The 24,306-nt window shown below is 37.2% G+C and carries 24 protein-coding genes and 1 tRNA gene; 9 read left to right on the top strand and 16 right to left on the bottom strand.

Annotation, left to right across the window (positions count from 1 at the left end; translation table 11 throughout):
• Both rimM and Q4534_RS20240 read right to left on the bottom strand, forming a co-directional pair.
• On the bottom strand, positions 1 to 531 hold the full coding sequence (gene rimM, locus Q4534_RS20245; RefSeq protein WP_303614974.1) for a ribosome maturation factor RimM: 531 nt from the start codon (positions 529 to 531) through the stop codon (positions 1 to 3).
• Between the two features lie 14 nt (positions 532 to 545).
• Positions 546 to 1,127: a 30S ribosomal protein S16 gene (locus Q4534_RS20240; protein ID WP_303615081.1), complete on the bottom strand. Its 582-nt coding sequence runs from the start codon at positions 1,125 to 1,127 to the stop codon at positions 546 to 548.
• A gap of 227 nt (positions 1,128 to 1,354) precedes the next feature.
• Between Q4534_RS20240 and Q4534_RS20235 the strand changes: the two genes are divergently transcribed.
• Positions 1,355 to 1,426, top strand: a tRNA-Arg gene (locus Q4534_RS20235).
• Positions 1,427 to 1,612: 186 nt separating this feature from the next.
• Here Q4534_RS20235 and Q4534_RS20230 read toward each other — a convergent pair.
• The 11 genes from Q4534_RS20230 to Q4534_RS20180 all read right to left on the bottom strand — a co-directional run bounded on the left by Q4534_RS20230 (position 1,613) and on the right by Q4534_RS20180 (position 9,012).
• Positions 1,613 to 2,380: an FISUMP domain-containing protein gene (locus tag Q4534_RS20230; RefSeq protein WP_303614973.1), complete on the bottom strand. Its 768-nt coding sequence runs from the start codon at positions 2,378 to 2,380 to the stop codon at positions 1,613 to 1,615.
• A 51-nt stretch (positions 2,381 to 2,431) separates the two neighbouring features.
• On the bottom strand, positions 2,432 to 2,656 hold the full coding sequence (locus tag Q4534_RS20225; RefSeq protein WP_303614972.1) for a hypothetical protein: 225 nt from the start codon (positions 2,654 to 2,656) through the stop codon (positions 2,432 to 2,434).
• Positions 2,637 to 2,873: a hypothetical protein gene (locus Q4534_RS20220; protein WP_303614971.1), complete on the bottom strand. Its 237-nt coding sequence runs from the start codon at positions 2,871 to 2,873 to the stop codon at positions 2,637 to 2,639. Before Q4534_RS20220 ends, Q4534_RS20225 begins: the two co-directional genes overlap by 20 nt.
• 30 nt (positions 2,874 to 2,903) lie before the next feature.
• Positions 2,904 to 3,188 (bottom strand): hypothetical protein, encoded by a 285-nt coding sequence (locus Q4534_RS20215; protein ID WP_303614970.1) that lies wholly within the window; start codon positions 3,186 to 3,188, stop codon positions 2,904 to 2,906.
• A 10-nt stretch (positions 3,189 to 3,198) separates the two neighbouring features.
• On the bottom strand, positions 3,199 to 3,570 hold the full coding sequence (locus Q4534_RS20210) for a hypothetical protein (RefSeq protein ID WP_303614969.1): 372 nt from the start codon (positions 3,568 to 3,570) through the stop codon (positions 3,199 to 3,201).
• A gap of 107 nt (positions 3,571 to 3,677) precedes the next feature.
• Positions 3,678 to 5,042 (bottom strand): BT4734/BF3469 family protein, encoded by a 1,365-nt coding sequence (locus Q4534_RS20205; RefSeq protein WP_303614968.1) that lies wholly within the window; start codon positions 5,040 to 5,042, stop codon positions 3,678 to 3,680.
• 120 nt (positions 5,043 to 5,162) lie between these two features.
• Entirely contained in the window at positions 5,163 to 6,308 is a 1,146-nt protein-coding gene (locus Q4534_RS20200) for an AAA family ATPase (protein ID WP_303614967.1), read from the bottom strand.
• Positions 6,299 to 6,550 carry a hypothetical protein gene (locus tag Q4534_RS20195; protein WP_303614966.1) on the bottom strand — a complete coding sequence of 84 codons (252 nt, stop codon included), beginning with the start codon at positions 6,548 to 6,550 and terminating at the stop codon, positions 6,299 to 6,301. Before Q4534_RS20195 ends, Q4534_RS20200 begins: the two co-directional genes overlap by 10 nt.
• Before the next feature lie 141 nt (positions 6,551 to 6,691).
• Positions 6,692 to 6,979, bottom strand: a complete 288-nt coding sequence (locus Q4534_RS20190; RefSeq protein ID WP_303614965.1) for a helix-turn-helix domain-containing protein — start codon at positions 6,977 to 6,979, stop codon at positions 6,692 to 6,694.
• A gap of 55 nt (positions 6,980 to 7,034) precedes the next feature.
• On the bottom strand, positions 7,035 to 7,673 hold the full coding sequence (locus Q4534_RS20185; protein ID WP_303614964.1) for a hypothetical protein: 639 nt from the start codon (positions 7,671 to 7,673) through the stop codon (positions 7,035 to 7,037).
• 1 nt (position 7,674) lies between these two features.
• The gene (locus Q4534_RS20180; protein ID WP_303614963.1) at positions 7,675 to 9,012 is read right to left on the bottom strand and encodes a site-specific integrase; all 1,338 of its coding nucleotides are present in this window, start codon (positions 9,010 to 9,012) and stop codon (positions 7,675 to 7,677) included.
• Between the two features lie 646 nt (positions 9,013 to 9,658).
• On the opposite strand from Q4534_RS20180, the gene Q4534_RS20175 reads away from it, so the two are divergent.
• From Q4534_RS20175 to Q4534_RS20165, 3 genes are read left to right on the top strand one after another with little or no spacing between them, the layout of a single operon-like run.
• Positions 9,659 to 10,876, top strand: a complete 1,218-nt coding sequence (locus tag Q4534_RS20175; RefSeq protein ID WP_303614962.1) for a hypothetical protein — start codon at positions 9,659 to 9,661, stop codon at positions 10,874 to 10,876.
• Positions 10,877 to 10,912: 36 nt separating this feature from the next.
• A complete protein-coding gene (locus Q4534_RS20170) occupies positions 10,913 to 12,538 on the top strand; it encodes a BCCT family transporter (protein WP_303614961.1) in 1,626 nt (541 codons plus the stop codon).
• Between the two features lie 10 nt (positions 12,539 to 12,548).
• A complete protein-coding gene (locus Q4534_RS20165; protein WP_303614960.1) occupies positions 12,549 to 13,409 on the top strand; it encodes a universal stress protein in 861 nt (286 codons plus the stop codon).
• Between the two features lies 1 nt (position 13,410).
• Here the strand turns inward: Q4534_RS20165 and Q4534_RS20160 are convergent, their stop codons facing one another.
• Complete coding sequence (locus Q4534_RS20160; protein WP_303614959.1) at positions 13,411 to 14,145, bottom strand: site-2 protease family protein; 735 nt, start codon at positions 14,143 to 14,145, stop codon at positions 13,411 to 13,413.
• A gap of 3,187 nt (positions 14,146 to 17,332) precedes the next feature.
• On the opposite strand from Q4534_RS20160, the gene Q4534_RS20155 reads away from it, so the two are divergent.
• Both Q4534_RS20155 and Q4534_RS20150 read left to right on the top strand, forming a co-directional pair.
• Positions 17,333 to 18,340, top strand: coding sequence for a phosphotriesterase (locus Q4534_RS20155; protein ID WP_303614958.1), 1,008 nt, complete (start codon positions 17,333 to 17,335; stop codon positions 18,338 to 18,340).
• A 95-nt stretch (positions 18,341 to 18,435) separates the two neighbouring features.
• Positions 18,436 to 19,053, top strand: coding sequence for a hypothetical protein (locus tag Q4534_RS20150; RefSeq protein WP_303614957.1), 618 nt, complete (start codon positions 18,436 to 18,438; stop codon positions 19,051 to 19,053).
• Positions 19,054 to 19,096: 43 nt separating this feature from the next.
• Here the strand turns inward: Q4534_RS20150 and Q4534_RS20145 are convergent, their stop codons facing one another.
• Both Q4534_RS20145 and Q4534_RS20140 read right to left on the bottom strand, forming a co-directional pair.
• On the bottom strand, positions 19,097 to 20,824 hold the full coding sequence (locus tag Q4534_RS20145) for a M56 family metallopeptidase (RefSeq protein WP_303614956.1): 1,728 nt from the start codon (positions 20,822 to 20,824) through the stop codon (positions 19,097 to 19,099).
• Positions 20,821 to 21,195 carry a BlaI/MecI/CopY family transcriptional regulator gene (locus Q4534_RS20140; protein ID WP_303614955.1) on the bottom strand — a complete coding sequence of 125 codons (375 nt, stop codon included), beginning with the start codon at positions 21,193 to 21,195 and terminating at the stop codon, positions 20,821 to 20,823. The genes Q4534_RS20145 and Q4534_RS20140 overlap by 4 nt, the downstream gene beginning before the upstream one ends.
• Positions 21,196 to 21,343: 148 nt before the next feature.
• On the opposite strand from Q4534_RS20140, the gene Q4534_RS20135 reads away from it, so the two are divergent.
• The 3 genes from Q4534_RS20135 to Q4534_RS20125 all read left to right on the top strand — a co-directional run bounded on the left by Q4534_RS20135 (position 21,344) and on the right by Q4534_RS20125 (position 24,210).
• Complete coding sequence (locus Q4534_RS20135) at positions 21,344 to 22,096, top strand: NRDE family protein (protein ID WP_303614954.1); 753 nt, start codon at positions 21,344 to 21,346, stop codon at positions 22,094 to 22,096.
• An 887-nt stretch (positions 22,097 to 22,983) separates the two neighbouring features.
• Complete coding sequence (locus Q4534_RS20130) at positions 22,984 to 23,412, top strand: hypothetical protein (RefSeq protein ID WP_303614953.1); 429 nt, start codon at positions 22,984 to 22,986, stop codon at positions 23,410 to 23,412.
• Positions 23,413 to 23,562: 150 nt separating this feature from the next.
• Positions 23,563 to 24,210, top strand: a complete 648-nt coding sequence (locus Q4534_RS20125) for a hypothetical protein (protein WP_303614952.1) — start codon at positions 23,563 to 23,565, stop codon at positions 24,208 to 24,210.
• The last annotated feature ends 96 nt before the right edge of the window (positions 24,211 to 24,306 follow it).

Genomic DNA, 24,306 nt, shown 5'->3' with positions numbered 1-24,306 from the left:
TCAATCTTCCAGATAAATGTCAACCAAGCCCTCAGGCAAGCGACAGAAAACTTTTTTCTCTGCCTTATCTACTTTTTGTATGATCCCATCCTTTAAAGGAATGAGTACTTCTCTGTCTTTGTATTCCATGCCAATCAAGTCTTGGGTCTCCATATCATAGATCACCTTAACTTTCCCCAACTCCCCAAGTTCCTCGTCTACAACCAGAAAATCCACCAATTCGTGAAAATAATACTGGTCCTCATCAAGTTCCGGGAGCGCGGTAACCGGCAGGTATAAAGCCGAACCAACCATGGGTTTTACTTTGTCTACATGATCAAATTCCTCAAACTTGGCTAAAAACCTGTTATTGGGCTGTGGTACCATGTGCTCCAAAATATAAGGTACCAACCTGTTACCATTCTCCACAAATACATGTCCTAGACCATCATAGTCATCGGGATAATCAACATCCAGCACTAGTAAAACCTCTCCATGTAGCCCATGAACTTTGGCAATATGGCCCAATTGGTAACAATTGTCTTTGTTCATGGCTGTAGATCAGTTTATGCTTTGTCTTCCGATGCTTCTTCTCCGGCTGCAGGAGCTTCTCCTTCAGCTGGCGCTTCTTCTGCAGGAGCAGCAGCTTCTTCAGCGGCTTTGGCTTCAGCCTCAGCTGCAGCTTTGGCTGCATCTTCTCTTTCTTTGATCGCGTCAAGACGAGCTTGGTTTTTAGCAGTTTCTGCTTCCAATGCTGCTTTTTTAACGCTCTCTTTAGCAGATTGAATCTTCTCTACCTTGCTAGAAATGGCTTTCTCTTTGCCTTCTAACCAAGATTGGAATTTTTCATCCGCTTGCTCTTGCGTAATTGCACCTTTTACAACACCCACTTGAAGGTGTTTTTTCAACATGACTCCACGATAAGAAAGCATCGCTTTCACAGTATCGGTTGGTTGCGCACCATTCATCAACCATTTCAACGCTCGGTCGTTGTTGATGTTAATGGATGCAGGGTCAGTATTTGGGTTGTAAGACCCGATTTTCTCGATAAAGCGTCCATCTCGTGGAGCCCTAGCATCAGCAATTACTACATCATAGATGGCCATTTTTTTACGACCTCTACGTGCTAATCTGATTTTTACTGCCATATTATATTGACTTTTAGTTAATTGATGGATCCCGTCCATCGTTAATTTTTGGACTGCAAAGATAAGGTAATAATATCAAAAAGAACAATAAGACTAAATTTTATTTGCGTAATAGAAAAATAATGGTTTAAATTGCGGTGTTTTTAAGGGAAAAAGATCCCAATGACCAGGCCTTACCAGGTTAAAACCCTGCAAATCAATTGGTCCCCCTTTCTTAACAAATAATTAGCCTCGTAGTTCAATGGATAGAATAGAAGTTTCCTAAACTTTAGATGCAAGTTCGATTCTTGCCGAGGCTACATTAAACCCCTTATACTTTCAGTATTTGGGGTTTTTGTTTTTCGGGGGACAGTATAGGGGACAGTCTACACCTAAAAAGGTTAGCATAGTATGTCATTAAACGTTTTAAAACTTAAAAAAAAACTAACCTAGTTAGTCAATCATAGACATAGGGGCTCAATAAAGTAACTAAGTAAAATCAAAACCTATTCCTTAATACACCTAACCCCCAATCCATATTCTTTAGAATACCCATTAAACACGTAGTCATCTAAGTTTTCCGAGGTAAAAAAACCCTCTTTCACGGATCTAGAATAACTTCCTATGAAGGAATCACTAGTCCAAAAACAAGCTACTTTACCAAAATCAAAAAAATTTCCACCATTATTCCTATAACCTGAAGGAAAAGCCGAGAACCCACTATTGTTATTAGCCTTGTCGGATTTTGGCCAAATATCACCTTCTTTCTTTATACTCCGAATTGCCTTTTTCTTGTCACCCAAAGAACTTAACATAGTTTCAAAATCTGATTTAGTAGGTATCCTCCATCCATCAGGACAACAATTTCTATTGTCCGCAATTGCGTACCAATTATACAGCTTCCCATTATCCTCATTAAAAGAAATGTTATTTTCGTAATAACTCCACGCAGGTTTTATTACCTCAGGTTCATTTAAAGCCCTTCCCCATTCTGAATCTTTCTTTATCTCTTGAATTGGATCCCCATTTGAAAAAGAAGTGGTTTTCAAATTTTCTGCCATCCATATTTGGTTTCCAATCTCAATAGTAAGGTATTTATTTCCATCTATATCATATACCTGACCATAATCTGAACTATTAGGTGGTTCATCAAATACCGAACAGGAAAAAAAACAAAATGTAAAAAGCAAAACCACATTACTTCCCAACTTCAATAAAATTAATTGTTTATAGTACTTATTGTCACCTACCTTAATTTCTATGTTTGCTTTCATAAGTTTATTTTGTGTAAATCATATATATATAAAACAATCTTGTAAAACATATTAACTGCTACACCACTCAATCCCGGAAATTGAATGACCAAAAACCCTCCTTAATAAACGCCTTTTTTGTTCTTGCTTGTTTTTTTCACCCTCATTGTTATAAACCCATTCAGTTTGAGTAATAGCACAACCATTTTTTAGCAAGTAATCCATTTCCTCCCTTGTAATGGATTTCTCAATATAAGCCTTTACAATTTGCTCTTTATCATTCCGGGAAACTGCCATCCAATCTAATTAAAGGGTTAATAATACCCATTTTTTCAAGGGCATCTACATAAACTAACAATGAACTTTTTTTCATTTGGCTAAAGTAAAACACAGGAATTTCTTGTCTTTCAAAATCCCTCTTCAAACATTCTTTAGCCTCCACCTTTCCAATAATACCTTTGTGAAGTGCTTTTAATACTTCTTTTCTGAAATTGAAATTATGGTCTTTTTTCATTTCTCACAGTGTTTTTTCAAACCCGGTAATTTATTCATTAGTTATTCTATCAATTAAAATATCAAGTTCCTCCTCTGTCATGCTATCAAAATTAAGTTCTTGACTGTGTGTGGTGCTTTGAAGTTTTGGCAACAAATACGGCAACAAATCAGAAAGGAATTTTAATCTATCTTTTGGTTCCAGTGCTTCCAAGTCTTCTTGGATAGTTTGATAGTTGTTATCAAACAGACTTTGGATTAAATCCCTCATTTGGGTATTAATTTTATTTTTAGCCCCTTTTGGCCTGCCCGGATTTCCCTTTTCAAATTTCCCCATATTAACTAAGTTATTTTATTGGATTGGGGTAATTCTCTATCCCCACAAATGAAACGCTATAAGTAATATCTACGCCATTCTCATCAAACAATTTAAACTCATTAACACTAGATAAAACATTATCTTTATTATTAGCGTTTTGAGAGGAATTGATTTTTTCGGTAGTCTTCCAAGCCCAAACATAAGCTGATGAATCATCAATTACATATTTATTATTTAGGGTAAGCGTATCTCCAAATTCTCTTCCAAAAGCTTTAGTAATCTTTGAATCTTTATCTGAGTACATTTGAAAAAAATAGGTTGGTGTAATTTCTACTGTTTTCTGATTATTACATGATAAAAGAATTACAGGTAAAACTATTAAATAAATTATCTTTTTCATATTAGTAAAAATTTACATTAAATTAATATTTAACGGTTTCCTATAAAACTTATCTTACACCCGTATTTTAGTCGTAATTTACGAAATTATATTAGTTTTTGACTTAATTAATATCCGTATTTTGCTCGGTATCTTTTAAGAAGCTCTTTGTTTTCAAGTATTGCTCCGCTTGGAATCTCACAATCTCTAATCTTGTCTTTAAGGCTTGATTCCTTTTTATTTTCCTCTCTAATATTTTGGATAACTTTTCTAACTTTATATTCAGTAGAGTTAATCTTTGCCTCAATTCTTCTGTTTTCTTCTTCATTTTCATAGCTATAATTAGTTAATAATTTGGATTTAGGAATTTGACTTATAAAGTCAGAATTATGAATAAATTCTTTCCATGCATCTGCTTGGTATTTTGGAGGCTTACTTTCAGATTTCAAAAAATATTCAGAAACATAAAAACCAATTTTTATAACATCATATACGGTGGACTTAGGGATATAAAATATATCGTCCCCCTGCCAAATCTTAAATGCCTTTTTTGAATAATCCTTTATTTCTGTGAATGGCACAAATAAGCATTTGGTTGGTGGAGGATCCACAGGAAATTTTAATCCATCCTTAACCCCATCCCTGATGGCATTAATTTCTTTTTTTTGGGCGGTCTCAGGGTCTATACTTCCATATTGTGCTAAGTAGTTACTAATTATGCTTTCCTCCACTGATTGGGGCAAATAACCCCCTGCAATCAGTCCACCAGCCAAACGTGCATATTTTAACCGTGCATCGTGCCTGTTTCCCGGCATGGCTTGTGAGATTTGGGATAAAATCCAGTTTTCTAACCATTCGTATTTTCCATCCCTATTGGAAATAAAATTGCTTTCAGGGATATTTTTAGCAACTGTGACAAACTTTTTTAATAAAATGAACTGTTTTGCATTATGATTAAAATAACCGTTCAAATCGTATGAATACCCCCTTAAAGAGACAATACTTTTCGGCTTATCATCCAATTCGATACCCCAATTACTAAGAAAAATATCAAACAATGATTCAAAATAACTCTTATGCTTTTCAGGCTCTGGGGGAATGGGGATCAACCCCCAATAACCCTTGCCTGATACAGACTCTCCCAAATAAGCAATTTGAGGTAGCTTGGAAAGTTCATTTTTCAAGTCATCCCAATTCGATATTTCAAGGTTCTTTTTGTTTTTAGTAACAGGATCTAAGTCAATTTGAATAAATCCTGAATGCCTAACCAAATTGTTTTGGCTTCGATATGTAAAAAGTCCACTTGGTGTAATGCATGGCAGTTTAGCTTTTAATTCATCCCTTTTACCCTTATCATCCTGTGACCTGATATCATCAACTTGCTTTTTGTATTTAGCTGAATTTAGCCATTGCAACAAATTGACTGCTTTCGGTTTAGCTGGGGTATTGTAATTTTCAAAACAACTGACTTCTATATCTAAAATTGATTTCATGACACTATAATTATAACTAGGTTACTTAGTTAGAAACTTGTTTAACCAAGTAACCTAGTCAAAATTTTAACTTAGTTAGTCGGCTATCCCTATATATGACCATCCAACTAACTAAGTATGTTATTTATGATTTAAGGTATAATATTGATTAGGGCTGGTACTCTTACCATTTCTTATTATCCATTTTTTCGATAGATAATAAGTCCTAAATTCTTTTGCTCGAGTAACCCCTATATCGAAGATTGTTTTTAACCCATCAATTAATTCACCACCCTTGATTTCATCCCCGAGGCCACTAAATAATTCTTGTAACCTCTCCTTATGATAATTAGGCTCTATTTCACTTGGTGAAAGTGTTTTGTTGCTTTTAGTTTCCACTTTCTCCCATCCCTCCACCAATTCAGGCAAGCCATTTTCATTAACTGTAAATGCGAAAATTCCAGGCTCTCTATCCCTGCAAAATTCAGGCTCCACCACAGATATTTGTTTATTCTGAGGATCTAAGGAAACGGAAAGTACAGTTTCAGCTTTATTGACTAATTCAGTCCCTAAATGGCCACGTGCGTTTTCATCTCTTTTGTTCTGATGCAGGACAGTGATAATATGGATATTCTTTTGTTCTGTCCACCTCAGTAAACAGGAGGCTATCTTTGTGGCTTCCTCTTCATCATTGATAGAGTTTACCAAATCCCTTACTCCATCAATAGCCACAAATCCCAAATTAGGTTCTGTATTGATATAATATTCAATTATTTCCAGTCGTTCTGATGGGGTGAATTGTCTCAGGCAGTAGCATTCTAAATTTACCGGATCTTCTATACCCAAAATTTTGCAAACTCTGTGATAAAACTTCTGAACATGATACCGGGATTGCTCTGTATCAAAGAATACCACCTTTGATTTTTTGTCAGGCAGTAACCCTTTGAATTTTTTAAATACCGTACAGTTTGCAACCAAAGCCGAAAGAAACAAGACAAGACTAAAAGTCTTTTTGGATTTCGCTTTCCCAATTATCAAAGCAAAATTTCCCAAAGTTCCGATTATTCCCTCTATTACCCCATCAATGATAGATAAACAGACAGATGGTCTATCAATCTTTTCTTTCGGGTCAATTTTAGCCATTTTAAGCCATTCTTTTACATACTCTTTAGGTTTTATAGGATCTGGCTCTTGAGGTGTTAATTTCGTGGCATTTTCAAGCTCTTCACCTAAATCATTCAAATCAGCGTCAGTGTTAATTTGTACCTGTCTTTCTCTTAGTTCCATGCCCCCCCCTTTTTTGTGGTTTCCTTAAATTCGTTTGATTTAAAATAGCCTTCCAACAAAAAGTCTGTTGCATCATTGATGGCCATGTTACCAACTTCACAAACGATGGAACCAACGATTTTGGAATGGTGCCAAAAGGTAAATTTTGCCAGTGATGGCTTGATTAAAACAACTTCTGTATTAAAAGAAATAATGTTTCCACAGGGGGCAAGTCTTGTAATTGGTATCTTATACTTTTTCATAGGGATTTAGCGGTTTTGGTGAAACATAAACCCCAATAAATAGTATCTTTGAGTACTGTTTTTGATTCGATATCTAAAGCGGTTCCGGCATCAATAGGATCTAATCCGATTGGTGCCACTTCTTTTTTTAGTAGCATCGGATTAGTATTTTACAGTTTGTGTTTTATGAAGGGATGCTTCTATTTCGCTATCCTTATAAAGGACACGACCACCAATAAGGTAAGATTGAATAATCCCCCTTTTCGTCCAGTCGTTTAAAGTCACAAGTGATATTTTCAGCTTGTCTGCTGTTTCTCTTCTCGTTAGCAGTGTTTCACTAGGCTGGGTAGAGTTTTGAGGCTGTATATCTTTTACGACCTCCCTGATTGCTTTGTGAATAATCCCTGTTAGTTCTTCAGGGGTATAAGTACTTAAAATTAGATTTGTCATAACCTTTGATTAATTTTATTTAATTCAAAGGTGGCAGGGGGATAAGGCAGGGGGATTAAAGAATTTCCCCCATTTTTAATTTTTCCAACAATTCATCAAATCTATCTTTAGATTTAATTGTAATATACTTCCCGTCAGGTTTTTCCTTATAAGCATTATTTTTGATGTGTTTTACCGTATCAGAACGACAACTTAGAATAAACCCTAAAAGGTTTTCCTGATCTTTAAACTTCAATTTGTTAAATTCATCATTCCCCTTAAAAAAGTGATCTAACAGAAAGTATTTAACAGCATTTGTTTCATCTTTTAATGGCTTTTCTCTTTCAGGTTTTTGAATTAAATCTGTACCCAACAATCTTTGTGTTTCTTCCTTAGCCCATTCAATAAAGTAATTTCTTGGAATTGGCTGTAATTCAAAAACTTTCCTTTCACTAGGCAATGATGCCATTATTTCTCTAACCTCAGATCCAATTGGAACACTCAAAACCCAACTATAAAAAAGTTCGCCCCAGTTTTTAGGAAGGACTAATCCTTGACTTCGAAAAATATGTTTAAGACTTTTTTTTGTCTTTTTATAATCATAAATTTGTTCCTCCTTCCATTTCATAAAGGCTTTATTGTATTCAATAAATCTTGGATCATTTTTCAAAACCTCCAAATCTTTCATCAATATTTTTTTTAATTCCTCTTCCATATTACCCAGCTTTTAAAATTGATTTCCTCCAATGATCTAATAATTGTTTTGCGTTTTCCTCAGGGGTAACTTTGATGTAAAGCAAAAAGGATTTTTCTGTCCTGTGGCCTGTGATTTTCATTAAACTGATGGCAGGAAAACCACTTTTATACACGTTAGTGGCAAAAGATCTTCTGGCGGTATGGGTTGTGACAAGTTCCCATTTGTTTTGTTTTGTAGTTGTCTTAAAGCCTCCTTTGATGCGTTCCACCTCCACCAATTCTTTAAGGCAGTCCACCTGTTTTGCAATCTCTTTTAGGTAGGCATTCATTTTTTGGTTTGATATGGCCGGGGGCAAACTGTTTGGGTACTGACCATCGTATTTGGCCATGATCTTTCTAACCATCGGATGGATGGGAATAATCACTTTTTCACCTGTTTTAAACGTCTTGATTTCTAAATATTCATCTTTAATGTTTTCAGGTTTGATGGCCGTAAAATCAGAAAACCTTAACCCAGTCCAGCAACCAACTATAAACAAGTCTCGGACACGTTCAAAGTGTGGGGTTTTGCTTAAATCCAGTTCATAGATTTGGTTAATTTCGTCTTCATTGAGATAAATAGAAAATCCAGGTGTATTGTGTGCTTTGAATTGTTTGGACTGAAAATACAAATTACTGTTGTATCCATTTTCGGTTGCATAGGCCATAAAGGTTTTTATTACCTGAATGTATTTCCCAACTGTATTGACAGTATAACTTGGTTTGATTATTTCTTTTCTCCCATTGACAGTTTTCGATATTTCTCTATTCAGGTAGCCTGTAAACTTTGAATAAAAGTCCTTGCCAATGGTATCAAAACTCAAAAAGAATTTTTCACTAAATCTTTGCAAGGTTACATATACAGTATTATACTTTTGAATGGTGCCTCTGTCAAACCTTTTTCCTGTGGTTGCTAATCTTGTCCCATCCTCAGATTCTTTTATAAACCTTTTAAACAATTCTAAAAATGTTGGTACACTATCATTGCTTTCATTTTCTGGAACTACACTTTTGTTTAAGACACTATCTATTTTAGATTTAAGTTCTTGAGTGGAGGGATACCGGGTCAAATCTCTTTCCAACCCTGCTAAAGCTTTTTTTGCTTCTGCTTTAATGTTTTCAAGATCCTCATTAAAAATTTTGGCCAGTGGAAAGTCCTTAACAACTCTGGCAAGCTGTTTATCTTCATTCCAAAACTTAGGGTGAATACTTTTTTCAATGGAATATTTTAAACGTTTCCCATTAAAACTGATGAATAATAGTATTGGGGTTTCTTTATCCTTAGATTTTTCCCTCAAGTAGAAATTAAACCTTGCCATAAAAACTTTCTTTTGATTCGATTCCTAAATATAAGAATAAAAACAAATGGGGACAGTTTGGGGGACACTTTAATTTAATCCTTTTTAACTTTACTTAATCAAATTTGATTCAATACCTATTTAAACATCTGATTTTCAACACTTTTAAGTGCAAGCAAATAATATAAGATTAAAAGGTATGTAGCCTTGCCGAGGCTACTTCAACCCCACTTACTTTCAGTATTTGGGGTTTTTCTTTTTCTACCAGTCAAGTTTAATAAATCTCGCCTTTGGCTTAAAATTGATAGTGGTTAGCAATCACCCTATTGACCACTCACTAACATTTGTTTTAAACCTACTACCATTTATTCTTTTGCCTTCTTGGGGAAAGAATACCTTTTTTTAGGCAAGCTATTGAAGTGACATGGATAAAATAACTTTTAATTAAAAACAGCAATCCGGTGAATGGCAAAGTAATTGCGGGTTAAGCAAAGTTGAAACATTAAGATAGAATACCTGAATCGGGAATCCCTTTGATTCATCCTGATTAGGATTTGAAAAATTCAGTACTGCTTTTATGTCACAAAGGAACAAGGGTATACCTATCCACAAATAAGCAATACAAAGTCTTCTTTGGCACAGCTGATCATTGGACTAATCTTAATGCATGAAAATAATTTTTATTCATATAAAGGAAAATGCCTTTCTAGAACTCAATTCCAATACGGTGATTAACAACACTATGCCTAAAGCATGTAAACCTCTTATACTTTTATCTTTTTTTCTTATGGTAGAAGCAAACTTAAATAACGCCAAAGCACAGGAAGTTCCTGAAGTAGCCATAGGCGGGGCATTGCGGTTTAATTATAACCTGTCGACGTGGAAGCCAGCACAAAAAAGAAGAGGAGGAGATTTTGGATATGATTTATTCCGAATTAATGCAAAGGCCGCCTATAAAGGCATCAATCTCAATGCTGAATACCGATTGTATAGCAATGCTTTTGGTGGCGGAATGCTTAAACAAGGTTGGTTTGGGTACCACTTTGATGAATCCAATGAAATCCAACTAGGGCTAACTCAGGTGCCTTTTGGAATTCAGCAATACAACTCCAACAATTGGTTTTTCAACCTACCTTATTATGTAGGACTAGAAGATGACCATGACATGGGTATAAAATACATACGCACAGGAGATAAGGTGGAATACCAATTGGCCTTTTTTAAAAATGCAGAAGAAACACGTTTTGGAAACACCACTGAGATTACGCACAGCAGGTATGCGTATGATGTAGCAGGGAGAAACAAAGAGTTTAACCAATTGAATGGTAAATTCATTTACAAATTTGGCAACCAACTAAAGCATAGACTTGGTGTCTCAGGCCAATACGGACGCCTTTTTAATTTAGACACGGAAGAAACAGGCAATCATTACGGACTGGCGATTCACTACGAACTCACTTATAATGACTGGAACATCAAAGCAGAAGCCATGAACATTTCCAATAACCCGGCAAATGCCGCAGGTATGTCAAGGGACGAGATTTCAATGGCCGCCTATGGAGCAGCCTATAAGGTGGCTGCTGACTTTAATATTTATACCTTTACCATTGCCCGAAATATACCCCTTGAATGGAAGCCAATATCCTCTTTAAAGATATACAACGATTTTGGATACATGCATAAGAAAAAGGAGGGTTTTGATGACTCAATTATGAATGTGACCGGAGTTTTAATAACTGCGGGTAATATTTATACTTATATAGATTATGCTGCCGGCTTGAATCATTCTTGGCTGGGAGGAAATTATATCGACGATTTTAGCAGTGGTACGCCCGGAGCAGGTTGGGAAGCCAGATTTAACGTCAATATTGGGTACTATTTTTAGAATCAGAAAACATAACTAGTAATAAACAACTACTGTATGGCTAAGAAGATATTAAGAAGCGATGAAAGAAAATCAATCATGGGATTGGATGTGAATGGACCGGTATTCTTTACCTCTACCATTTTCATTATTGTAAGCATAACGCTTACCCTTATTTTCAGGGAGCAAGCAGAATTCTATTTTAATGAAATCCAAAGTTTTATTTCCAACACAGTAGGTTGGTTCTTTATCCTGTGTGTAAATATATTTTTGATTTTCGTGATATATCTAGCCTTTAGTAAATATGGCGAGATAAGAATTGGCGGCAAAGATGCCAGACCCGAGTTCAAAACCCTCTCTTGGTTCGCCATGCTTTTCAGCGCAGGAATGGGCATTGGCTTGTTATTTTGGAGCATAGCGGAGCCGGTTACCCATTTCATGAAACCACCCTTAACCGAAGGAGGAACACCTTTTGCCGCCCAGGAGTCCATGAATTTCACATTTTTACATTGGGGTTTTCATGCCTGGGGAGTATATGCTTTAGTAGGTTTATCCTTGGCCTATTTCACCTATTCTCACGGACTTCCCCTGACAATCCGCTCTGTTTTTTACCCTATTATGGGAAACAAAATCTATGGGAAATGGGGAGACCTTATTGACATTTTTGCTGTTTTAGCCACCCTCTTTGGGCTTGCCACTTCCTTAGGCTTGGGGGTACAACAAATCGCAGCAGGTTTGGCCCATGTATTTGGAATTAGTAGTGGGATTGTCACACAGGTCTCACTTATTGCAGGCATAACACTTATCGCAACAGTTTCTGTTGTTTTGGGCGTAGATAAGGGCGTGAAGTTCTTAAGCGAGTGGAACATGAGGATAGCGGTGCTCCTACTGGCACTGGTAGTTATTCTAGGCCCTACAATTTTCATCTTTCAGTCATTTGTTCAAAACACCGGAAATTACCTTTACAGTTTTCTGGAAATTGCCACTTGGACGGAAAGCTATACAGGAAATGACTGGCAAAATGCATGGACTGTTTTTTACTGGGGTTGGTGGATAGCCTGGTCTCCATTTGTGGGCATGTTTATCGCCAGAATTAGCAAAGGACGTACCATCAAAGAATTTATCTTAGGTGTATTATTTGTCCCTTCACTCATTACTTTCTTCTGGATCACTGCTTTTGGAAGCACATCCATTCAGCAAGCATTATCAGGAGACCCTACCATACTGAATGCGGTTGAAGACAATGTAGCCACTGCTTTGTTTGTTTTTCTGGAAAACTATCCCTTTGCAGTCATTCTAAATGTGATAGGAGTCATCCTGATTGCCGGATTTTTTATCACTTCATCAGATTCAGGATCCTTGGTGGTAGACAGCCTTACCTCCGGAGGAAAAATTGATGCCACTGTAGGACAAAGAATTTTCTGGGCACTTACTGAAGGCGCGGTAGCCGCAGTCCTACTCATTGGAGGTGGTCTACAAGCCTTACAAACAGCATCTATTGCTACTGGGCTTCCCTTTGCTTTTATTCTCCTGTTTATGTGTTATTCATTATACATTGCCCTAAAGGATGAAAACCAACAATCTGAAGAGCGAAAAGCCCAAAAGGAATGGGAAAGCTATGAAGAAAGGCTGGCAGATATCATTAAAAAACGCAGTTCGGAAAAAACAAAACCCAATCAATAAAGAATCGGTTATGAAAAAAGTATATAAGAACATACTCGTAGCACTAGACCTCTCAGACTTAGATGAGGTATTGATCCAATACAGTTCTTTTCTTGCTGAAAAACTAAAGGCTGAAAAAGTTTATTTTGTTCACAACATTAAAAAATATGCCATTTCAGAACTCTTTGAAGAACAATTGAAGGAGATAAACCTTGATGAGGTAATTGGAGATGAGTTGAATGAAAAAGTTCAGGAGCACTTTAGTTCAGAAATCCCTTCTGAAGTATTAATTTCGGAGGACCCTTACAGTGAATCCTTAATCAAATATGTTGTAGACAAATATGGAATCCAACTTGTTGTGGTAGGCAATAAAAAACATGAAAAAGGCACTGGATTGGTGAGTAGCAAACTACTAAAACTACTAAGGTGCGATGTGCTAGCTGTGCCTCGCCTTGCAAAACCCCAAATTGAAACGATTTGGGCCGGAACAGATTTTTCTCCCGAATCCCGCAAAGTGTTTCAAGTAACAGAGGCTTTATTCGAAAAAGAGAAAACATCACTCAAACTAGTTCATGTCTACAGTGTACCCTTGCAGTTTTCTCCTTATGTTTCACCGGAATTTATGGCACCTAAAGTAGAAAAACATATCAAAGAAAAAATAGAAAAGTACATAAGAAAAACGGCTTATCCTGAATCTATTGAACCACTCATTTTTCACGGTAGGGAATCTGGTACGGCACAGAAAATCATTGCTAATATAAAAAAATCAAATGCCGACCTTTTAGTGGTGGCAGACAAAGGAGGGAATACATTTTCCCCTTTTGCAATTGGAAGTGTAACAGAAGAACTTTTCAATGCGAATTATGGAGTTCCATTATGGGTTGCGAAATAACCTATAATGGAATCTTAGGAAAATTGTGAACTTCTTTTTCCTCACCTTCTTTATAATAAATTATTTTACTCGGCTTAGCGTTTACTGCTATAGCCTTAGCTTTATCGTAGGCTTCCTTTTCATTATTAAACACCTGCTCCAAATCCATATTATCATTCAATACCATCCATTGCTCCTTTTCCACATCCCTCTTCACAGTAATTGCCGTTTCTTTAATAATGGTAGGTTTTCCTCTTAAAAGATCTAATATTACTTTGCCATCACTGTAATTACCCCCGGGGTAGGGCATAGGAAGCAGGGCAAAAAACACATAATAGAAAGAGAAATAAGTGAATTGATAGGTGAACATACTTTCATTAATCAACCCTTGCTTTATCAGAAATAATACCAATAATATCCCTACAATATTGAAAATACTGCCCCCACCAAAGATCAATATGCTGCTCCATTTTTGCTTTCTTTTCAAATTCTCAAATGTACAGACCCCGTACCAGAAATAGAATTTACGTATCTCAAGCATTCCCCAATTGATAACTGGTCTTCCTGAACCCACACTTACTTTAATATTTTTACCACCCATCAACCAGGCAAAAAACACATGCCCACCCTCATGTAGTACTGATATAATTGGTAACACCAGAAAAAATGCCAAAAAGAATTTAGGTAGATCGTTAATTTCAAACATGTCCTTGGTCTTGATTATTCTTCTTCCCCCTTCCAAAAACCCACAAATCATGCCGAAAAAAAATAAAAAAGTCCTCAATAATAATTCCACCAAACCCCTAATTCCCAAAGGGTATGACAATATGTTAGCCAAGGGTATCAACCCTCGGGAAATTAGGTATAGGTACGTCTTGATTTTGGCGGTATTGTTGCTTTTTTTTCTGCAACAATGCTGACAAAATCATAACGAAAACAAAATCGATAAAAACGAATATTCTCCCTGCCGAAACCCCGAACCCTGAAGGGGCGACAATATAATAGCCGAGGGTGTCAGCCCTCGGAATATAATGAAAAAGCACACCTTGATTTTGGCGGCATTGTTGCTTTTTTCTGCAACAATCCTGACAAAATCACAACGAAAACAAAATCGATAAAAACGAATATTCTCCCTGCCGAAACCCCGAGCCCTGAAGGGGCGACAATATAATAGCCGAGGGTGTCAGCCCTCGGAATATAATGAAAAAGAACACCTTGATTTTGGCGGTATTGTTGCTCCTTTTTGCAACAATGCTGACAAAATCACCTAGTGAATCTGCAAACAAAAAAAGCTATGAAATAAAATCTCATAGCTTTAGTCAATTAACAATAAACCCAAAATAACCTGCTGTAGGAGAAGGAGTCGAACCTCCACGGAGCAGTTAGGAAAAATACGAGCTCGCTATTTTCTTTATCCTGTGATCTCCACCCCCGAGACAGGAGGGCATGTCTGCCAGTTTCATCATCCTACAGTATATATCAGTAATAAAGTTTCCCTTCACTACCCAAAGACCTTTTGTCTTTATTTGATATGTCAAAGGTAAGAAAAAGATTATTAATTTAAAATTATGGCAACAATTATTATATTTTTTTACATTATTTTTATTGTTTAAAGCTTTTTATTAAATATTACGAAATTAAGATGCCTTTATAAACCCTTAGATTAAAAAATTGGCAAAGGACTAAAAAGAAAGCAATCATCCTTACAATAACCAGCAAATCCTCACCGGGATCATAGCATAAATCTCAGGAACACCTCTCAATTAAAACATCAAAAACCAACATAGAAAATGCCAACTTCAACGCCTCCCAAACTCCGTAGGAGTGTCATTTTTGTAGCCGAGGGCATCAACCCTTGGAAAATAATGAAAAAGCACACCTTGATTTTGGCGGTATTGTTGCCTTTTCTTCTGCAACAATCCTGACAAAATCTTATCGAAAACAAACCCTAATAACCCCAGGGTAATTAAAATTGTCTTTACAAAAGACTACAATATCACTTCGAACTCTTTTGCAGGTTTTTGAGGCGGAAAAGGGTGTGGCAATCTCATCACGTTGGAGATTCCTTCGACTTTCTCTACCCAAGGCCTCTACAAAGTCTCGGAATGACAGATATATTAATTTCCGCCTTGTAGATTTTCGGCGTTAAGAAATTTAAGATGAGAAGGCAAGGGCACAGGCACTGTTTGACGAAGTTTTTGGTTTAGTAATTATTAAAAAGCAACGCCAATATTAACACCAAAAACTAAGGAGTTTGCCTGTGTGCGGGAGGCCTTAAATTTTTGCCGAAAAGATACTCAGCGGTGGGGTTTTTTGCTTACTTTTTTGACCTATAGCAAAAAAGTAAAAATGATCATAATCAATTACTTGGTATATTAGAAACAGAAATGCTTTATTACATTGAACTGCTTGTAAAAATTATATATTTAACGGAAAGTAAAGCGTTCATTTCTTTTCTCCTGAGTTACTGCGCATCAGGGAGTCGCTTCACTTCAGGGCAGGCCACTGAGTTGCTACGCTTCCTTTAGATTCGTTTCACTGCTTGGGACATGCACTGCAGCAAAAAAGTGACAGTTGTTTTAGTGAATGTCTTGGTGTAGTAAATACTGGTTTGTAATTTAACAATAATCACTTGGAAATTTCAAATCTTTACTAATTGTAAAGTACAAGAATTAATAGAACTGTCACTGGTTCAACGCTGCCTGGTGAGTTTGGCTTTATAAAGTGATTTTATCCCTGAAAGCAGAGGTTTTCCGTTCATTTCTTTTCCATTGATGAAAAGAAACGAACCAAAGAAAAATCTAGCCAAAACTAAACTTCCACCCGCAAGGCCCAACCCCGCCTCGTAGTTTTGGCCCGGCCCCCCGCCCTCAGATTGACGTGTACGTTAAAAATCGCCCATCATTAATCAAATGATAAATTAATTTCCGCCTTGTAGATTTTCGGCGTTAAGAAATTTAAGCGGGGATAGTAAGGGCACAGGCACTGTTTGACGAAGTTTTTGGTTTAGTAATTATTAAAAAGCAACGCCAATATTAACACCAAAAACTAAGGAGTTTGCCTGTGTGCGGGAGGCCTTAAATTTTTGCCGAAAAGATACTCAGCGGTGGGGTTTTTTGCTTACTTTTTTGACCTATAGCAAAAAAGTAAAAATGGTCTTTTTAATTGAATGCTGTCAACTTGATTGCTGCGTTTTTAAATGTTAATTCTTGGAAGGATGATTTTTTCAAAAAAAATTTTTTATTTGCGAACTCAGTTCATATTATTCACGCAAAAACTCAAACCCATAAAGGTGAAAATATAATAGTTCCGTAAAAAAAAAAGCTATGAAATAAAATCTCATAGCTTTAGTCAATTAACAATAAACCCAAAATAACCTGCTGTAGGAGAAGGAGTCGAACCTCCACGGAGCAGTTAGGAAAAATACGAGCTCGCTATTTTCTTTATCCTGTGATCTCCACCCCCGAGACAGGAGGGCATGTCTGCCAGTTTCATCATCCTACAGTATATATCAGTAATAAAGTTTCCCTTCACTACCCAAAGACCTTTTGTCTTTGTTTGATATGTCAAAGGTAAGAAAAAGATTATTAATTTAAAATTATGGCAACAATTATTATATTTTTTTACATTATAATTATTAAATACGCTATATTGTTTATATATCATTAATTATACGCTTCTAAAATCAACCCACATTGGAAGATTTGCAATAATTAAAATACACAACCTCGATTTGACAAATAAAGTGACATTTCTTGCCTACAAAACACATCTACCTTGGAAATGAAAACAAGCATTTTCGCCCATATTCCAGCCTGGTTTTAGGAGAAATAGAGATAAAAACCATCCAAAACCAATTAATTATCCCAACTAATCGATATTTTAGAATATAGGTTTAATCAGACAAGTCAGAATAGCTTTACCCCTGCATAAAAGAACAAACCATGAACAGCGCTCTCAAAATCATATTTTTTTCTTTCTGGGTCATTGGCGGATGCTCTACCCAGAACAATAATATCGTAATTCAAAGTCTGTCAGGAAAACAACAACCCACAGCCAATGAAATTTGGCTAACTCATGAACATATATTGGTGGATTTTATCGGGGCAGATAGCATATTCTCAAGTAACTGGAACCATGAATTGGTAATAGATGAAATAACGCCCTATTTGGAGGAGCTGAAGCCATACAATGTCAGTTACTTTGTGGATGCTACTCCTAACTATCTTGGAAGAGATGTATTATTGCTGGAAAAGATTGCCAAAAGAACCGGATTAAAGATCCTTACCAATACAGGCTTGTACGGGGCAAGAAACAATCAATTTATTCCGGATTTTGCAAAAAGAATGACGGCCAAAGAATTGTCTGACATGTGGATAAAAGAGTTTACTGATGGCATAGCCGGAAGTTCCATCCACCCCGGTTTTATTAAAATTGGAGTTGACAATTCGGATTCTTTAAACCCTATGCACAGAAAGCTGGTAAAAGCTGCTGCCCTAACTCATCTGGAAACAGGCTTGACCATTGCTTCCCATATCGGAGCAGCCAAAGGTTTGTGGCCACAATTGGCGATACTGAACGAACTTCAGGTTTCTCCCGAAGCCTTTATCTGGGTGCACGCACAGTCAGAGACCAGCCCGGATGCCTACCTTAAAGCAGCAGATAAGGGGTGCTGGATTAGCCTTGATGGTATGGGTTGGGACCTTGAAAAGCATGTAGAAAAAATAGTTTATGCCAAAGAGAACGATTTTTTGGACCGTATTTTGATTTCCCATGATGCAGGATGGTACGATCCTCAAAAAGACCAGCAAAGCATAAAGGGCTATACCAATATTTTCAGCCAACTTATTCCTGCTTTGAAAGCCCAGAACTTTACAGAGGGAGACATTCAGCTGCTGTTAAGCACAAACCCTTCAAAGGCTTTCTCTATCAAAATCAGAAAAACAAAATGAAGGGTATCACAAGTGAAAAAGACTGAATTTCTTTGTTAGGCATTAAAATTACTTGCAAGAAAATCCAAAACCAATAATCGCAATCAAATAACCTCATGGATATACCCAAACTTGTCCCCCAACTACCGCTATATTCTACCATTGAAATCCGATGGTTCTTCAGTTCTCCAATTGAGGAACTATTGAATTTCGTAAAAGAGCTTTCATTGAATAAAAATAAACGGGAAACCCGTACAGACACTTACTTTCCAATTGCAGACAGGCCGGATCTGGGACTGAAAGTTAGAGGTGATAATTACGAAGTAAAGCAAAGACAGGAATGGACATTCCCTCTCCCGGAATCCCAGCCTTTACCCGGTAAGTTTGAAGCCTGGGACAAATGGACGTTGGAAAAATTACCCAAAACTGAAAGTAAATTAACCGGTTTCCCCATTATGAAGAAACGCTGGCTGACAAGCCTTGACCAAGCATTTAATGTTACTTCCAATTTCTCAAACCCTCCGCAGGAAATTCAAATCGAATATACCGAAATCAAAATTGAAGCTACAAACCATTATACTTTTGCCTTGGAAATTTCAGGCTTCCCTACCCCGGAAAAGCTTCTTGAAATCGCTAGAAAAATACCAATCCACCCGAGGATGACCGCAGAAAACTGTTGCAGCTATCCTGCTTTTATCTTGAAAAATACCGCAAAAAATAATTCCCAGCCCTAAGAATGGATCTCAGGGCTGGGAATGTTCTTTTTATAAAAGCAATTTACTCTTCCTTTTCAACATACGCTTTGGCCTTCAACTCAAATTCTTCCTCCAAAGCTTTAATCTTCTCACTTTGAGCTTTAGCCCAAACTTCCATTTTCTTTTCAAATTCTTTTATTCTAGGCTCGTTCTCTTTCTGCCAGGCTTCCATTTTTTGCTCAAACTCCTTCATTTTAGGCTGAAATTCTTTTTCCCAGGCTTTCATTTTTTCCTCGAATACCTTTTGGGATTTCTCCATTTTCTGATGCAGCAACTCCATTTTCTGCTCAAGCATTTTCTTTTGCTCTTGTGACAAAATCGAAGTATCACCCTGCAGCATCACTATATTGCTGGCAAAAACTTTGATACTGTCTCCAATACCACCAATGATGGTTTGGGTAAAGTGAGCCAGGCTATCATTAAACACCGGCGGGCTAAAATTAGCAATCGGAGCCGGACTTAGATTCAACACAGGCGGTTGTTGTGGTAAGGGCAAACTATCCGAAACTACTGAGTGAATAGTCGTTGTTACCTTATTATTCGAATGAATGACCACCTCGACATCTTCCGAAACTTCATAATCTGCGTCTATACCTACATTTTTAATGATGGTGATCACAGTATCTTCCACCTCAACGGACTGAGGCAAGGTATCCATCAAAAAGTAAGTATTCCCATCAAATTTTGATTCCAAGACCGTGGAAACCCAGCGCTCCTCCGTTTTTTTAACCTCATTGGCATTGCCGATAAATAGAATGGCGCTAAATATTAGGGTAAGTATCATTGTTTTAGTAATTAAAGGTGAATTGGAAAAACGGGCAGGTTCGTTGCCCAGCATCCTTTTGATTCTATTGAGTAATGGGAAATTGGATGAATGGGCAGCCATGGCCAACTCAGGGGATTGCTCTACAGCATCGTTGGCGACTATAGCCAAAGCATTGGCCAAATCGATTGCTTTTACCCCCGCCTGAATAGCGATATCATCTGCAATATGCTCTCTTGCTTCTTTCACCAACCCATTGACCCACCAGAAGGCCGGATGATAAAAAAACAAGATTTCCAAAACAGACTGCATCAGGTTGACAGCAAAATCATACCTGCGAATATGCGCCAACTCATGGGCAATTATGGCCTCCAACTGTACCGGAGACAATTGCATGATCAAAGCTAGGGGAAGCAAGACTATTGGTTTAAACATTCCATAGGTTATGGGTACAGTGATTTCCGAACTTAGCCGGAATTCAACCGGAAAGCTTAAATCAAACTTGGTCTTTATTTTTTGAACACGCTGAAGGATATTTTGAGGGACATTATTATGCGACCTAGCCTTTAATTGCTTCAAAGCAACAAAATTCCCCATATGCCTTATAAAATAAAATACCACGCCAATTACCCAGAAATAAACCAAGTAAGGCAAAACGTATGCTATTCTTTCTGATAAGTAAGCCGACCAAAGCAATTTATGCGCTACAGGCTGAACATCTGCTTGTAGCTGATTGCTGATAGCCGGAGCTTCAAGCCCTTTACTTTGAAAGGACTGCAATTCCATTAAAAATGTCCCGACAAAGAAGCAGCACATCAAAGCCAACCCGGCTAAACCAAGCATGTACTTTTTTTGTGGACTATTTAAGGCTTTGAACCTAAAAAGCAACCACATCCCTGCTGCCACGACGAGCAGCTGCCAAAGTGAATGGGCCAGTGTCCAACCCAAAGCTTCAGCAAAGTGCGATACAATCCATTCGGTATTCATTGTGAATCATTTTCTATTTTATCCAAAAACGCACGAATCTCTTTGATCTCCTCCTTAGAGGGCTCGCTCTGACCCAAGGCTTGCATGACCAACTTCTTGGCTGATCCTCCAAATGCTTTTCCTATAAAATTTTTAACCAAAGACTGCTGGGTATCTTCTTGGGAGATCAAAGCACTGTATATATGACTTCTTTTCTCCTCGTCTCTTGCCAATAATCCCTTGGCATGCATGTTTTGCATGATTTTTAATGTTGTCGTATAGCCTGTTTCCTTGGTCAAAGACAATTCTTCGTGCACCTGCCGAACACTTGCTTGCTTTTTTTCCCAGAGAATGGCCAATATTTCTAATTCTGCTGCTGTAGGCTTGTCCATAGTATTGTTATACGATTTATTTCGTACCAAATATATACGACACAATTCGTAATTACAAATTATATACGATTTTAATCGTAATTAAATATAGTTAAAAATAATTTGGATTGGTTTTCCCTTTACGAGGGGAGCTGGCTAATTTTACGCCATGTGCTTACTGACATTTAGCTGGAATCAGCATCCCGAATACAAACTTATCATGGTTGCCAACAGGGATGAATACTTTAATCGTCCGACCAAAGGCCTCCACCAATGGGACAATGGCATCTATGCCGGAAAGGATTTAAAAGGAGGAGGCACTTGGATGGGTTTTCACACCAATGGTAAATTTGCCGCCCTAACGAATTATAGAGACCCCCAAAACGACAAGCCTTTGAGCAAAACCAGGGGAGAATTGGTAACCAACTTTTTAAATGGAAGCCAATCTCCCAAGGACTATTTGAGGCAAATAGAAAAAGCGCAGCAGGATTACAATGGCTTCAACTTATTGGTAGCTGAAAAGGAAGAATTAATGGTGTTTTCAAATTACGGCGGAGGCATTCAACAAGTACCTGAGGGTATCCATGGGCTTTCCAATGCTTTCCTAAATACGCCCTGGCCAAAAGTAGAAGCTGCCAAAGCCGATCTTAAAAACCTCCTAGCGCATAAAACTCCTAGCCTGGAAGATTTATTAAAATTGTTACAATCAAAGGAAAAAGCACCAGTAGAATTACTGCCCAATACCGGTATTCCCATAGAGTTGGAACAAACCATTTCTTCCCAATTTATCAGGGTAGAAGATTACTACGGGACGGTCAATACAACGGCCCTTTGCTGGGGCTATGATGGGAGCGTTAGCATAAAAGAAGTACGCACCATCCCTGAAAGAGAAATCAATGAAAGTACTTTTGTGAGCCGGTAATTGAAAAAGCGCTGCAAGAATATTTAATTCATAAGAATTTGTGTCAGTTCAATTTGGATCAACTACCGGCATTCCATCCGATACAGAAAAATTGTCTTTCAAATTTATTTGGGTTTGTCCATAACCCGAATCACAAAGAAGGGTCTCCTATATGGCTTCCAATAAAAAGGAAGTATCCAAACAACAATGTGGTGGCTGATTTTAAGGTAATTCAGCAACTAATAGAAGTGCCCATGCTTATTACAGGGTTAATTAAAAGGTGAAGCTATTGTAACTGGGAAGGCAAAGTATTTAAAAAAAGTTTCCAAACGAATTCGCTAGTAGAAAAATCCTGATTTTTTGTATCTTGTGGAAATTACTTTTTAACTGATGCGCAAGACCATAATTTTGAAAAACGATAGGTTTCAAAAACTGTCAATAACACGGCTGAAATCCCTCTATGGTTTCGAGTTAATAAACGGTTAAAGGATTTATGGAATGTAAGTGGTACCTCAAGGAGCGGGTTTGGCAGTGACTTATACACCTATTTCGCTGACTGACTTAATCCCATGCAAAGACCTGGGTAGCCGTATTAAGCGTTGCGGTGGGAAAGTGAGCATTATAAAGCCAATCACTCCGCATAGGTTAAGGCATTCCTATGGCACTTATCTGCATAAAGGTAGGACGAACGGTAATACAATAGCTATTTGAACACCGACACCCTAGAACCACCAAGTTTTAAACGCATATAAGTAACCGGAAAATTAAGAAGGTTCAAAGTCCAATAGAGGACATGGAAATAAAAATATAAAGTGAAACAAAACTACACCAATTCAACCAAATACGGATATATTGTGCAATAAAACTGCGCATATAAACGAGTTGGGCGTCATGCGGACAAAAACTAAATGAAAGGATTCTTAACCATATTAGCGTTTTTGACCATTTCCACCTTTTCGTTTGGACAAGTTCCGACTGACCAGACATATAAAATGACAAGGCAGGACAATTTTGATTGGTTGAAAAAAGTAAAAGACTTGGACGATAAATCTCAATTTGAATCCATAAGACAACGACTTTTAATTAACCGAAAAGCAACAACGACTGACCAAAATTTAGATTCTCCGATTTTCATAATTGACGGGTTTCTGATTACAGACACGATTGATCTAAAAACTCAGAATTTCTTAATAAATCAGTTGACTTTTGAGAATACGAACATTGTGATTTTAGAACAACAGACCGAAGAATTTATTTGGTGTAAACCATTTACAGGAGTGATTGCAATGACAATTACCGACAACAAAATGAGAAAAAAATTTAAAAAAATAAAATAAAGCACGAACGCCCAACAATGGCTAAGCTTCAGGCGGACTGAAGGCAGTCCGTAAGGTTTTTGCTTATCTGCTAACTTTGGTCACAGCGGACAAGTAAGCATTTGTAAAATCCGCCCGAAAGCTTAGCCGACACGTTGGGGCATATTTAAAATGAAGACGATAACGACAATAATAACAGCATTAATTCTTTTGACAAGTTGTAATGACTTGAATCAAAACAGGTCTGACAAAAAGATAAAATTAGACTCTACAGAAACTAAGACTGACTCCAAACCCGAAAAGGAAAAGACGAAGGTTCCCGAGACAGTTTACTTCGATTATTCGAATTCAACCTTCACCTCTGACTATACCGACAGTACGACACACATATTCTCCAATAGCGAGACTAAAGACAACTTCAAAATTTACGTTCCAAAAGGATTAGTAACGGAAACGACCAGCTTTCTTTTGATTACTAATTCATTTGGGGATACCATACACCTTGAGACATTTCCGACATCAGAACTGATCTATGGATACAAACTTGAAGAAATCAAATCCGATTCTGAAGTAATTAAACACATCAAAGACAGAATTAGCTCAAACCTTGACAAGTCATCCTTTATTGACATTAGAACTACTGACTTGAGCTTAATCACTGACTCAGAACCAGACGACTTTGAAGACCACGAAACTTTTCTCTACTGTAAACAAAATGACGTACCAATTTACGTACTGAGACTTGGAAATGAGAACTCGACTTTTTATGGATATTCTAACTCCGAAAGGAAAGCTGTTCCAATAATTTACTGCTGTTGAAAAGAAAAAAACATGCCCCAACAATTAAGCTACAATGATGCGAAGTAAGACTTCGGTTCATTGTAGCGTATGTTGGACTCAGCCTCCGGTAGCTTT

The sequence above is a fragment of the Cyclobacterium sp. 1_MG-2023 genome (assembly GCF_030546805.1).
In the GTDB taxonomy this organism is placed as follows: Bacteria; Bacteroidota; Bacteroidia; order Cytophagales; family Cyclobacteriaceae; genus Cyclobacterium.
The sequence above is the reverse complement of the archived record's forward strand: the minus strand, read 5'-3'. Positions and strand labels throughout refer to the sequence as shown.